Genomic DNA, 13,137 nt, shown 5'->3' with positions numbered 1-13,137 from the left:
TGTGCATCAGAAGCGCCAGATCACGTCGATGAACGCGCGGTGCATATACGAATCGACTTCCTTGCCGTAGGCGTCGCCCGGCTTGAACACGCCGCCACGCAAGCGCACCAGGGCCGAAGGCTCGTCGATCGACTGGCTCAATCCTGCCGGCAAGAGGCCTTGCTTGAAGTACTTGGTGACCACCAGGTCCATTTCCTGACCCATGTCTTTTTCGCCATCGGCCAGCGGCAGCGAGGTGCTGGACAGCACGGCACCGGTGATGTCGTCGGTGTCGTTCTGCACGGCATCGATGCCGTTGCTGCCGACCGGCTTGTTGCCGTCGACGCGCCAGAATTTGTGGTAGATCAGGCTGGCGTCGTATTCGTCGTTGAGCATCCACGAACCGAACAAGGTCGCGGTTTGCAAGTTGTTCATTTCGCCGCGGAAGGCCTCGCCGAAACGGTGTACCCGCGAGCGAGTACCGGTGAAGTTCGAGCGGTTGCTTTCCAGGCCGTTCTGTTCGTAATCGGCGCTGGCACGGGCGTAGGCCGCACCGACTTGCCATTGCGGATCGAGACGCAGGCGCACACCCAGGTCAGTGGCCCAGCCGTCGACATCACCGCTGCGCTTGGCTTGGGCGGGTGCGGTGCCATCGGCGTTCAGCGGGTTGACCGTGTCAAGGTCGCCGCTCATGCCGGTGATGCTGCCCCAGTAATTGACGGTGTTGGTGTTGCGCCAGTTGTAGGCATCGCTGTTGGCCTGCAAGCCCAGCCAACTGATGTCGCCATTCTGTTTTTTGTCCAGCGAATCGCCAGGTACGCCCGGTTCCGGATAGTCGAGCTTGCCGTCATCGTGGGTGTGATGACCGCGAATGCCGGCCCAGTGACCCGGTGTCCATTGGTATTCGGCATCGGCGTAAGCGTGCAGGCGATCCTTGTCCTTGGGGGCCAGTTCTTTGAGGTCGGTGCGGTACTCGCTGAAGCGTTCGGCGATACCGACATTGGCGCGCAACAGGGTGGTGTCGAAGGTCCAGTTCAGGGCTTCGATGTTGGTGTCGCGCCATTGGCCGTCGTTGTTGTGCAGGCGCTGGCGACCGAACTTCAGGATCTCGCCGGGGTAGGGCGTGAAGCCGCTGTAGCCGACCCAGAACTCGCGCATCGCCAGGTAGTTTTTCTTGGTCTTGCGATCACCGTTGTCGGTGGTCTGGGTACCGTCGTTGTCGGACTCTTGAAGCGTGTCGGTCTCGATGATGTCGGTGGACGTCACGGCCTGACCCATGGCGTAGGCACTCCACGCGCCGCTCTCGCCATAGACCCACGGACGCAGGTCGAGACCCAGGCCATTGACGTCGCCACCGCTCTGGGTACCCAGGTCGCGGTCGTCTTCGGACTGGCCGGTGATTTTCACGTCCAGGCCGTAGTTCTTGGTTTTCTCAGTCATCGCCGCCAGTGTCGGGCACGACCAGATCAGCGCGAACGTCAGGCCGATGCCGGCCTTCATGAATGGATTCAATTTCATAGGGATTCCTCGCCGTCTTCTTGCAGGGCCTGCAGTTGCGGTGTGTTCTGGCTCAGGGCACCACGGGTTGCCTGTTCCTGTTTCAACAGGCGCTGGGCCTCGGCCAGCTGCGCAGGCGGCAGTTGGGCTTCGAGTGTTTGCGCAAGCTCGGTGGCTTGCGGGGTGTTCTGGGCTTTGGCGAGCTGGCTGAACACATACGCATTGAGCGGGTCAGGCTTGGTGCCTTTGCCTTGGGAAAATAGTTGGGCGATGGCGAAATCGGCGCTGTTCTGGCCGTTACGCGCAGCGGTCAGCAGATGGTCGAGAGCCTTCTGTGGATAGACCTTGCCCAGATACCCACGGCGATAGATCTGGCCGAGGTAGTAATCGGCGGCGACTTCGCGGCCAACGGCTTTCTGGAAATGTTCTTCGGCGACCTTGGCGTCGGCCGGAACCATCTTGCCTTCGTAGTACAGCTTGCCCAGCAACAGCTCCGCGCGCGGCTGGTCGGCGGCGCGGCCGTTGTCCAGGTACTTCATCATCTGGTCGACGTCGCCCAGTTCGGGGAAGTCGTAGATCAGCTGTGCGAGGGTGACCCACGACGCCGGGTAACCCGGGGCGATGGGTTCGAGCAGCGACTGCGCGGTTTTTTCGTCGGTCTGACCCAAGGTCGAATCGGCCAGCACGCGGGCGACGCTGTCGACTCGCTGAGCCGAGACGGCGCCGCGACTGTGCGCCGCCTGCATCTGCTTGATCAGCGCGGCCTGTTGCTCCGGCTGGGCCTTTTTCTGATAGACCGTGGCCAGTTCGACGTAGCAGATGTCGGTGGTGTTGAGCGCGGCCTTGCAGACCTTTTCCACGTCATCCAGATGCTGGTCGTAGGTGCCCTGGGTGCGATACAGCAGCACTTGTGCCAGACCCGCTTCCGGCTTGCCTTCGGCGCGCCATTGGCTGATCTGCTGTTGCGCGTTGACGTTGGGGAAGCTGTGCGGGTATTGCAGGTACAGCATCGCCAACGGGATCAAGGTGTTGCCTTCGCCGGCGGCGGAGGCTTTTTTCAGCAGGCCTTCGGCTTCCTGATGTTCGGCTTCAGTGGCGCCGGGTTTGGCCACCAACAGACGACCGAGACGCGCCTGGGCGCGAGGCGAAACACTGGCCGCCGCACGGTAGGTGGCTTCGGCCTGTTTCATCTGCGCCGGGTCGCGGCTGTCGACCTGAAGGTCGGCCAGACCAACCTGGGCTTCGCTGTAGCCCAGGTCCGCCAGTTGCTGATAGTTCGCCGCGGCGGTGGCGGTGTCACCACGCTTGAGCGCTTCGTTGGCCAGGCGTTGATCGGGCAGGCCGGCGCAACCGGCGAGGCTGACTGCCAATGCCACTGCACACAGAGATCCCATGTGGGAGCGAGCCTGCTCGCGGAGCAGGCGGCGCGGTGCATCAGACAAACCGAGTTGACCGCTTCGCGAGCAGGCTCGCTCCCACAGGGTCGGCGGTGTATTGAGGGTGGGAATACTCACAGGCATGTCCTCCGGTTACAGACCAGCTGCCATGGCTTTTTCGATCAGCCAGTTCAGGTTCGGACCACGGTCGCTGTTCACTTCCACTGGACGGCCGGCCAGGCCGCTGTCCAGTGCTTCGTCCGGCTGAATCAGCACGCGGATATCGGACGACAGGTCGGCGCTTTTCAGGCTGGTGCTGCTGACGATCTTGCCGGTGCGGGTCTTGTCTTCACCGGCGATCTGGAAGCGCACCGGGGTGCCTGGCAGTACGTCGCCGAACTGACGGTAGGAGAAGCGGGCTTCGACATTGGCTTCGGTGTTGCGCGGCACCAACTGGAAGATCACGTCGCCCTTGCTGGCGTATTGGCCGTTGGCAACCATTTGCTGCGCGACGGTGCAATCGCATGGCGAAGTCAGGGTGCCGGTCATTTGCTTGCCGAACAATTCTTCAACCTTGGCCGGTGCCAGTTGGTCGTCTTCCAGGTGGCCCTTGAGCACGTCGAGCATGCTGGTACTGAAGGTCGCCAGCGGAGCGCCTTTGGCGGCCACGCCATCGGCTTTCACCAGGCTTTGCACTGTGCCGTCACGGGGCATGGTGATGTTCACGCCCGGCACACTGACCAGGCCGGCCTGGGCGTGGCTGACGAAGTACATGCCGTACACCGACTTGAAAATGAACCCGAATGCGGCCAGGCCGACGACGAAAATACCCAGGCTGAAGGTCACGGCTTTCATGCGCCCGAACGCGGTCATGCCATGGCCGCCGTCCTTCATCTTGCGCGCCTTGGTGAAGTTGTCGCGCTGCAGGGTCGCCAGCACTTCGCCGATGCTGACGATGTCGCCGGCCAGGTGCGAAGTGATCAGGTGACGCAGGGTCGAAATGTCTCGTGGTTCCAGGTTCTGGAACTGGCAACCGGTACGGCCGGTCTCGCGATCGTAGGAACGCACTTGCAGTTCCACATCCATGGCCAGGCCGAGGTTGTCGATGACGAATTGCAGGCGGGCCTTGTACTTGTCGCCGATGTTCAGTGGCAGCTGCCCGGCATTGAAGGCCAGGCCTCCGGCGGAAAGGTCGATCACTCGCGCTTCGACCGGTGTACGGTCGGGGCCGAAGAAACGCAGCTTGGCCGGGATTTTCACGCGGGCGTGCTGGCGCTGGGCTTCGGATTCATGCACTACGTTGGCGTTGACGGCGGTATTCATAAGGGCGGTTTCCTAGTTAATTCAGGCGAGTTCGGTCAGACCATCATCAACAGCACGGCGACGAAAATGCTGCCGGCGGAGAAGGTCATGGTCCGAGACGACCAGGTGTTGAACCAACGTTGAAAGCTGGCGAGATCACGGGATAGAGACGTGGGTTGGCGAGTCCAGGACTGTTGGTCGAGGCGGAAGAACACGTAGATCTTCACCAGTGCGCCGACGATCTGGTTGTAATAGAGAATCGCCGGGTAAGCCGGGCCGATCCGGTGGCCGGAGCAGGACAGCAACAGGGTCAGGATCAGGCGGGTAATGCCGATCCACAGCAGGTACACCAGGATGAACGCGGTGCCGTACTTGAAGGTGGCGATCAACGCCACGGTCAGGCCCAGCAGGGAGGTCCACATCGACACGCGTTGATCGAACAGCACCACCGAGGTGAACGCACCGAGGCGTTTGATCCCCAGGCCCAGGGCACGGGAGTTCTGCCGCAGGTTGTTGCCGTACCAGCGGAACATCAGCTTGCGACTGGCCTTGATGAAGCTCTTTTCCGGTGGATGCTCGACGGTGTTGATCGCTGCATCGGGCACGTAGAAGGTGTCATAGCCCAGACGCATCAGGCTGAACCAGCTCGACTTGTCGTCGCCGGTGAGAAACTTGAAACGACCCAGGCGCCAGTGCTGCAGCGAGTCGCTTTCCACGTCGGCGATGAATTCAGGGTTGGTGACCACAGTGGCACGGAACACCGACATCCGCCCGGTCATGGTCAGCACGCGCTTGGACAGGGCCATCGAGCACATGTTGATGTGACGCTGGGCGAAACGCAGCTTGTGCCATTCGCTCATGATGTAGCCGCCGCGCACTTCGCAGAATTCGTTGGTGGTCAGGCCGCCAACGTTGCCGAACAGTTGGAACCAAGGCACGGTCTTGCGCACAACGCCTTCGCCAAGCACGGTGTCGCCATCGATCACCGCCACCACGGCGCGGTCATCCGGCAGGTGACGGGAGATGGCACGGAAGCCGTAGGCCAGGCCATCGCGCTTGCCGGTGCCGGGGATGCGCACGAAGTCCAGCTTCACCCGTGCAGGTGGATTCATCCGGCTCCACAGGCTTTTCACCAGCAGTTCATCGGACATTTCCACGATGGAGCAGACCACGGTGGTCGGCAGCTCACAATCGATCGCTTCACGGATCACCGAGCTGTAGACCTGCGCAGTGGTCAGCGCGTCGATACGGAAACTGGTGACCATCAAAAAAACGTGGGACGGGTCCGCCGCCTTACCCAGCTTGCGCACTTTGCGTCGCAGGTGCGGGTAGACCACGTACAGAAACAGCATGCCGCGCAGAAAGTGCGTGGCACCCATCGAGTAACGCCAGATACCGACGATACCGATCAGAAAAATGAAGTCCTTCGACTCGGAGTCGAACGTGGACGCAGGCAACACCATGGCGATGCCCATCAGTAAACTTAAGTAAAACAGCCAACCGGCGGCCTGGAGTAGGCCGTGCTTTAGCCTGTGCATAATCGGAATCCTGAAGTCAGTTGCCTGAAGGCAGCTGCTAGCTTCAAGCCGCAAGCTGCAAGTGAAGAGCGGTTTACTTGCAGCTTGAAGCTTGAAGTTCGGAGCTTGTTGCTGTGTTACCAGCAGATACCTTCAGCCCGGACAGCCGGGCTGGTGGCCTTGGACATGAAGCCCACCAGGTCGATCACCTGCTTGCCGTGTGGAACGTCCTTGACCAGAGCGCGGAATTTCTCGTCACGGTTGCCGAGGATGATCACGTCGGAGTTGTTGATCACCGCGTCAAAGTCGGAATCGAGCAAGGACGAGACGTGCGGGATCTTCGACTCGATGTAGTCTTTGTTCGCGCCGTGGACACGGGCGTATTCGACGTTGCTGTCGTAGATTTTCAGGTCGAAACCCTTGCCGATCAGCATTTCCGCCAGATCAACCAGCGGGCTTTCGCGCAGGTCATCGGTACCGGCCTTGAAGCTCAGGCCCAGCAGGGCGACTTTGCGTTTGTCGTGGCTGGAGACGATGTCGAAAGCGTTCTGCACCTGGGACTCGTTGCTGCGCATCAGCGAGTTGAGCAGCGGCGCTTCCACGTCCAGGGAACTGGCGCGATAGGTCAGGGCACGTACGTCTTTAGGCAGGCAGGAACCGCCAAAGGCGAAGCCAGGGCGCATGTAGTACTGGGACAGGTTCAGGGTCTTGTCCTGGCAGACCACGTCCATCACTTCACGACCGTCGACGCCGACCGCCTTGGCGATGTTGCCGATTTCGTTGGCGAAGGTCACCTTGGTGGCATGCCACACGTTGCAGGTGTACTTGATCATCTCGGCGACAGCGATGTCCTTGCGGATGATCGGTGCGTCGAGCTCTTCGTACAGCGATTGCAGAACATCGCCCGATGCCTTGTCGAACTCGCCGATGACCGTCATCGGTGGCTGGTCGTAGTCGGCGATGGCAGTACTTTCGCGCAGGAACTCAGGGTTTACGGCAACACCGAAATCGACACCGGCCTTCTTGCCGGAGCAGTCTTCGAGAATCGGGATGACAACGTTTGCGACAGTGCCTGGCAGAACGGTACTGCGCACCACGATGGTGTGGCGGGTGGTCTTGTCACGCAGGACAAAACCGATCTCGCGGCACACCGCTTCGATGTAGTTCAGTTCAAGGTCGCCGTTCTTTTTGCTCGGCGTGCCGACACAGATCATCGACAAATCGGTGTCGCGGATCGCCTCGGCGAAGTTGGTGGTGCCGCGCAGGCGGCCCGTCTGAATACCTTGCGCCAGAAGTTCGCCCAGGCCCGGTTCAACGATTGGCGATTTGCCTGCGTTGATCATATCGATCTTGTCTTTGGCAACATCAACGCCAACGACGTCATGGCCCCGTGCAGACAGGCAACCGGCACATACAGCGCCAACGTAACCCAAACCAAATATGCTGATGCGCATCGCAAATTACCTCTGTGTTTATCAAGCCATTAGATGGCCGGAGTTAATGGTGTTCAGCGGTGATAGTGCACTCGCAAGTGCGCCTGATAGGCGCAGCAATACCTTGTGCTGGCATTAAAGTTCCGAGTGTCTAAATAAATGCACTCAAAGTGTGCGCAACTTGGGCTTGTTGTTATGACTTGCCCTGTTATGCAGCCGATCCTCTGTTCCGAAGATATTCGTGCAATGTTCCTGCGCGCCCGATCTCAGGCCGTAAGCCCGTGGATCAAGCGGTTGGGTGCTCGGGTGAGCACGTTATAGGGGCGCTGCCTTGGCCCTGTAGGGGATAGATCTCATCAGTTATCTCCTGTCCTTACTATGTTGCCCAAATCAGGGATTAGTCCGCGAAAGTTGATGTGACAACTTCGCTACTTGGATCTCTGCTCTGCGTAAGTCATCTCCTACAAGATCTGTGAGAATCGTTACCGGTGGTATGAGCGGTGCATTCGGACGAAGTTCCAGTCCGCCCATCGCGAATTCTGAAATTTCTTGAAATATTGAAAAAGATGGCACTGCTCTCATATTGATAGCACTTGCCGTTTCGCCCTTTATATATAGGCGGATTATTGGAAGGGATAGTTTTTTGCCACTATCGATAAAAATTTTCAGTGCCACTACTGAAAAAAAAGATCAAAGTCGAATGAAACTAAAGTTAAAAAAACGAATGATGTATTTCTGGCGCCATAAAAATGGCGATTAGGGCGGGAAACGCGGCGTCAATCAATAGTCGGCGCAGGCGGGATTTGCATGCCATGCGCCGACCGGATGGATCACTCGGGGGCGTGATCGCGCAGGAACACCAGATTGTCCGGTTTAGACTGCTCGGCGCTGTAGCGATAGCCCTGGACGTCGAACTGTTTCAGGGCAGCAGGATCGTTGATGCGCTCCTCGATGACGAAGCGACTCATCATGCCCCGGGCCTTTTTCGCGTAGAAGCTGATGATCTTGTACTGACCGTTCTTCAGGTCCTTGAACTCGGTATTGATGATGCGCGCGTTCAGGGCATTGCGCTTGACCGCCGAGAAATACTCGTTGGAGGCCAGGTTCAGCAGCACGTCATCGCCCTGATCGGCCAGGGCTTCGTTCAGCCATTCGCTGATGCGCGAGCCCCAGAACGCATACAGGTCCTTGCCCCGCGCGTTGGCCAGTTTGGTGCCCATTTCCAGGCGGTAGGGTTGCATCAGGTCCAGCGGTCGCAGCAGACCGTAGAGGCCCGAGAGCATGCGCAAGTGTTGCTGGGCGTAATCGAAATCGGCTTCGCTGAAGGTTTGCGCGTTCAGCCCGGTGTACACGTCACCCTTGAATGCCAGCAATGCCTGTTTGGCGTTTTCCGGAGTGAATGCTGGGGTCCAGCTACCGAAGCGCGCGGCATTGAGCCCGCCGATCTTGTCGGAAACGTGCATCAACTCACTGATCTGTGCCGGCGTCAGGTCACGCAATTGCAGGATCAGCTCCTGGGAATGGTCGAGGTACTGCGGCTGGGTAAAGCGCTGGGTCGCCGGCGGTGTTTCGTAATCGAGGGTCTTGGCGGGTGAAATCACCATCAGCATGAAGTCGTCTCCTTTAATCGTGGGGGCGATTCTAGGGGGTTGTCCGTGTTGACTCCAGCTATAGGGGTAATAGGTGATCGGTGGCTATCCTCGCTCCCACAGGACTTTGGTGCGGCTGCGGTAATAGGAGGTGGATCGGCTATAGTGCCGCGCGGGTTTTGTTATGGAGACATCCCATTGCGTATCGTTCTTCTGTTCTCGGTGTGGTTTCTGAGCTTTGGCGCCATGGCGGCGCCGGGCGATGTGGCGACGCTTGATCGCGGCACCTGGCCGGAAAAGCTCAACAACCCGACGCTGTTCGACGTGGCATCACGCGCTGAAATTCTCATGTTCGCCCGAGGGCTGCTGGCCAGCGAATCCCTGGATGAACCTGCGCTGGCTCAGCGCCTGGGTCTGCGCACGGTCAATATCGAATCGGTCAACCGCGTTCGCCAGCGCATGTGGCAACGTTTGCTGGCCAACTTCGAATTCGCCCAACAAAGTTGCGATCAGGATGCGTCCTTCTGTTTTCTGGTAGAGGACATGCCTACCCTGCGTGAGCAGGCCGGAAAATTCCAGATCAGCGAGGACAGCTACTACATCAAGTGGGCAGAACCGAGTCGCCTGTTTCATGCCCGGTACCTGGACGAGCAGTTGCGCAAGGCTGCGCTGTTTGCGCAAACCAGCAGCGAAGTCGATCATTTTGGCGACTACGAACGCAATGGCGACACCATGCATGACCGGCTGTTTCTGCTGACCTTCGACAGCGCCGCCAATGCCGCCCCTGACAACACGGCCTGGGTCGCCGAGTACCTGCGCAGGGCGAGCATGAACGGCACCTTCTTCGTCCTTGGCAAGGACATCCAGGCGCGACTGGCACAGGGCGCGGTCGCCAGCTTGCAATCAACCTATTCAAGCCAGTGTGTCGGCGTGCAAGGCTGGGAGTTCCGCTCCCACAGCCACTGGCAGGACTGGCAGGATTCGGTACGGCGCAGCGTCGATCTGGTCAAAAGCAAATTACCGGAAAACTACGTGCCGTTGTTCCGCCCACCCGATGGCCAGCGACGGTCGGATGCCGAAGCCTTTTTCAAGTCCCAGGGCTTGCAGGTGGCGCTGTGGGACATCGATGCCCAGGACGGCGCCGGCAAGCTCAAGGCCAGCCAGAGCGCGCAACGTGTGCTGACCCTGATGCTGCTGTGGCGTCATGGCGTGATCAATTTCAATGTGAAGCAGGAGGGGATAAAAACGGCGCTGCCTTGGCTGATGTCGCAAACATCACAGAGCGGAATCGGTTGGGAGGACTGTCAGAACGGTTTTCGATGAAAAGCGCCGAAAGCCCATGAACGTTGGGCGAAGAGCAATTTTTGGAGGTTTTTTGCTGCAGGTTGATCTCCGACTGTAAACGGGTGATGGCAGTCCGCCAAGGGCTTTTCGTCACTCTGCAAAATAAACTTCAAAAAAGCGTCAAAGTACTTTTTTCTGTCACACGTTTTGGAGTATTAGGAAGACAGACCGCCGAAACCTGCAACACAGGTGGCGTCTTCCAAGACCCGTTTGTTTGCAGTCACTTAAGTCTCCGTAGGTGAGATCGGCGGCCACTTCGAGGCGCAGCACCGCCAAGGTATTGCGTCCACTGGCTCTGACAAAGGTGACCGAGTATGGATGATCACGGACGTAGCTCTTCTTCCAACCAGCCAATCCTTTATGTACTCGATACCAACGTATTGATTCACGATCCAAACGCGCTGCTCAACTTCGAAGAACACCACGTCGCCATCCCGATGACCGTGCTGGAAGAGCTCGACAAGCTCAAGAGCGGGCATCACAGCGTTGCCGCCGAATGTCGTCAGGCCATTCGCCTGATCGACAATACCCTGGGCGATGCCTCACCCGAGGATGTCGAACAGGGTGTGCCGATCCAGCGCGGCAAGAGTGGGCCGAAAGGTTTGCTGTCAATTTTGATGAGCAAGCAGGCCGAGCCTCACCTCGTTCTGCCCGAACACCTGAACGACAACAAAATCATCAATCAATTGATCGACCTGCACACTCGCGATCCGAAGAAGCCTGTCGTGCTGGTCACCAAAGACATCAACATGCGCCTCAAGGCCCGCGCTTGTGGGATCGCGGCCGAGGACTACAGCACCGACCAACTGGTTGATGACGTTTCGCTGCTGCCCAATGGTTATCACGAGATGAGCGGCTCCTTCTGGGACCGCGTCAGCAAGGTCGAAACCCGCCAGGGTCATGGTCGCACCTGGCATCAGGTGCAATTGATCGACAACCTGCCGGCGGTGCATATCAACGAGTTCATTATCGACGAGCAGGGGTTTGTCGGCTGGATCAAAGAGATCGAGAACGACCAGCTGCTGATCCTCGACCTGCACCAGGAACCGCTGCTGCACCAGGAAGCCTGGGGTCTGAAACCCCGTGACATCTATCAGAGCCTGGCGTTGTTTGCCTTGCTCGATCCAGACATCCACCTGGTCAACCTCTCCGGTGCCGCCGGCTCCGGTAAAACCATCCTGGCCCTGGCGGCGGCCATCGAACAAACCATGGTCAGCAAACGCTACCGGCGGATCATCGCGACCCGCAGCGTGCAGGGCCTGGATCAGGAAATCGGCTTCCTGCCCGGCACTGAAGCGGAAAAAATGGAGCCTTGGCTGGGCGCCATCACCGACAACCTCGAAGCCTTGCATATGGATGACGAAAGCACCCATGGCAGCGTCGACTACATCCTCAGCAAAGTGCCGTTGCAGTTCAAATCCCTCAACTACATCCGGGGCCGCAGCTTCCAGCAGAGCCTCATCCTGATCGATGAATGCCAGAACCTGACACCGCACCAGATGAAAACCATCATCACCCGTGCCGGCGCTGGCTCCAAAGTGGTGTGCCTGGGCAACCTGGCACAGATCGACACCCCTTACCTGTCCGCGACCAGTTCCGGGCTGACGTACCTGACCGAACGCTTCAAGGATTTCCCCAACGGCGTGCACATCACCCTGCAAGGGGTTCCACGCTCGATTCTGGCCGAATACGCCGAATCGCATCTGTAAACCTTCACCCAAACCGGGCGGCCTCAAAACCACCCGGTTTTTTCATGCCTGACCCTTAACCCCCTGTGGAAGCGAGCAGGCTCGCTTCCACAGGGGAATGTGCTGATCGGATAATCTTGCGTGCGGAAAATTGACCCGCAGGTTTACAATCGACGCTCCTGATCAGGAGTAATCCCGTGCTGACTCATCTCGATTCCCTAGGTCGCGCCAACATGGTCGACGTCACCGAAAAAGCCGTGACGTTTCGTGAGGCGACGGCCCAAGCGCTGGTGCGCATGCTGCCCGAAACCCTGCAGATGATTGTCAGCGGCGGTCACCCCAAGGGTGATGTGTTTGCCGTGGCGCGCATTGCCGGCATTCAGGCGGCGAAGAAAACCAGTGATCTGATTCCGCTGTGCCATCCGCTGATGCTCACGGGTGTCAAGGTCGAACTCAGTGCCGAAGGCGATGACAGCGTTCGCATTGTGGCTCGCTGCAAATTGTCCGGGCAGACCGGCGTGGAAATGGAAGCGCTGACCGCTGCCAGTGTCGCCGCGCTGACCATCTACGACATGTGCAAGGCGGTTGATCGCGGCATGACCATTGAAAGCGTACGGCTGTTGGAGAAGGTCGGCGGCAAAAGCGGTCATTTCCAGGCGGATCAACCATGAATGTCACCGTAAAGTTTTTTGCCCGCTATCGTGAAGCGCTGGGTGTGGATTCGCTGAGGGTCGAAGGCCAATTCGCCACCGTCGACGACGTGCGGGCGTTGCTGGCGCAACGTGAGGGGGCTGACGTGCTCCGCGAACAGAACCTGATGTGCGCGCGCAACGAAGACCTGTGCCAACTCGACGAGCCGGTGAGCGATGGCGATGAAGTGGCGTTTTTTCCGACGGTGACCGGGGGCTGATCATGGCGATTCGGGTGCAGTCCACCGCGTTCGATCCGGGTGCCGAAGTCAACGCCATGCACGCTGCCAATGTCGGCGTCGGCGCGGTGGTGAGTTTTGTCGGCTACGTGCGTGATTTCAATGACGGGCTCGACGTGGCCGGGATGTTCCTCGAACACTATCCGGGCATGACCGAAAAGGCTCTCGGCAAAATTGCCACCGAGGCCGAGCAGCGCTGGCCGCTGCTCAAGCTGGAAGTGTTGCATCGCATTGGTGCACTGGAACCCGGTGAGCCAATCGTCTTCGTCGGCGCCGCCAGCGCCCACCGCCAGGCAGCGTTCGATGCCTGCGCCTTTGTCATGGATTACCTGAAAACCCGCGCACCGTTCTGGAAAAAGGAAAATACCGCCGATGGCCCGCGCTGGGTCGAGGGACGGGACAGCGATCATGCGGCGGCGGATCGCTGGAAGCAGTAGGTCCTGCATCGTTCTCAAGTAAGTCTTCGCGAGCAGTCTCGCTCCCA

General features: G+C 59.1%; 11 protein-coding genes. 5 read left to right on the top strand and 6 right to left on the bottom strand.

Features of this window, described 5'->3' with window-relative positions:
* Positions 1-6: 6 nt before the first annotated feature.
* From AC07ZE_RS24390 to yaaA, 6 genes are all read right to left on the bottom strand, one after another.
* The gene (locus AC07ZE_RS24390; RefSeq protein ID WP_207266965.1) at positions 7-1,497 is read right to left on the bottom strand and encodes an alginate export family protein; all 1,491 of its coding nucleotides are present in this window, start codon (positions 1,495-1,497) and stop codon (positions 7-9) included.
* Positions 1,494-2,996, bottom strand: coding sequence for an alginate biosynthesis TPR repeat lipoprotein AlgK (gene algK, locus AC07ZE_RS24385; RefSeq protein ID WP_219739432.1), 1,503 nt, complete (start codon positions 2,994-2,996; stop codon positions 1,494-1,496). The genes AC07ZE_RS24390 and algK overlap by 4 nt, the downstream gene beginning before the upstream one ends.
* 9 nt (positions 2,997-3,005) lie before the next feature.
* Positions 3,006-4,175 (bottom strand): alginate biosynthesis protein Alg44, encoded by a 1,170-nt coding sequence (locus tag AC07ZE_RS24380; RefSeq protein WP_207266963.1) that lies wholly within the window; start codon positions 4,173-4,175, stop codon positions 3,006-3,008.
* Between the two features lie 35 nt (positions 4,176-4,210).
* Positions 4,211-5,692, bottom strand: coding sequence for a glycosyltransferase family 2 protein (gene alg8, locus AC07ZE_RS24375; RefSeq protein WP_219739431.1), 1,482 nt, complete (start codon positions 5,690-5,692; stop codon positions 4,211-4,213).
* A 116-nt stretch (positions 5,693-5,808) separates the two neighbouring features.
* Positions 5,809-7,125 (bottom strand): nucleotide sugar dehydrogenase, encoded by a 1,317-nt coding sequence (locus AC07ZE_RS24370; protein WP_207266962.1) that lies wholly within the window; start codon positions 7,123-7,125, stop codon positions 5,809-5,811.
* An 809-nt stretch (positions 7,126-7,934) separates the two neighbouring features.
* Positions 7,935-8,714, bottom strand: coding sequence for a peroxide stress protein YaaA (gene yaaA, locus AC07ZE_RS24365; RefSeq protein WP_095193029.1), 780 nt, complete (start codon positions 8,712-8,714; stop codon positions 7,935-7,937).
* Positions 8,715-8,891: 177 nt separating this feature from the next.
* Between yaaA and AC07ZE_RS24360 the strand changes: the two genes are divergently transcribed.
* The 5 genes from AC07ZE_RS24360 (at position 8,892) to moaE (ending at position 13,090) form a co-directional block, all read left to right on the top strand.
* Entirely contained in the window at positions 8,892-10,016 is a 1,125-nt protein-coding gene (locus AC07ZE_RS24360) for a polysaccharide deacetylase family protein (RefSeq protein ID WP_207266961.1), read from the top strand.
* 335 nt (positions 10,017-10,351) lie between these two features.
* Complete coding sequence (locus AC07ZE_RS24355) at positions 10,352-11,746, top strand: PhoH family protein (RefSeq protein WP_137803827.1); 1,395 nt, start codon at positions 10,352-10,354, stop codon at positions 11,744-11,746.
* Between the two features lie 176 nt (positions 11,747-11,922).
* Positions 11,923-12,396 (top strand): cyclic pyranopterin monophosphate synthase MoaC, encoded by a 474-nt coding sequence (gene moaC, locus AC07ZE_RS24350; protein ID WP_207266960.1) that lies wholly within the window; start codon positions 11,923-11,925, stop codon positions 12,394-12,396.
* Complete coding sequence (gene moaD, locus AC07ZE_RS24345) at positions 12,393-12,635, top strand: molybdopterin converting factor subunit 1 (RefSeq protein ID WP_207266959.1); 243 nt, start codon at positions 12,393-12,395, stop codon at positions 12,633-12,635. Before moaC ends, moaD begins: the two co-directional genes overlap by 4 nt.
* A 2-nt stretch (positions 12,636-12,637) precedes the next feature.
* A complete protein-coding gene (moaE, locus tag AC07ZE_RS24340) occupies positions 12,638-13,090 on the top strand; it encodes a molybdopterin synthase catalytic subunit MoaE (RefSeq protein WP_095193032.1) in 453 nt (150 codons plus the stop codon).
* The last annotated feature ends 47 nt before the right edge of the window (positions 13,091-13,137 follow it).

The organism is Pseudomonas sp. GW101-3H06 (assembly GCF_059424605.1).
This window is presented reverse-complemented; position numbering and strand designations above follow the sequence as displayed.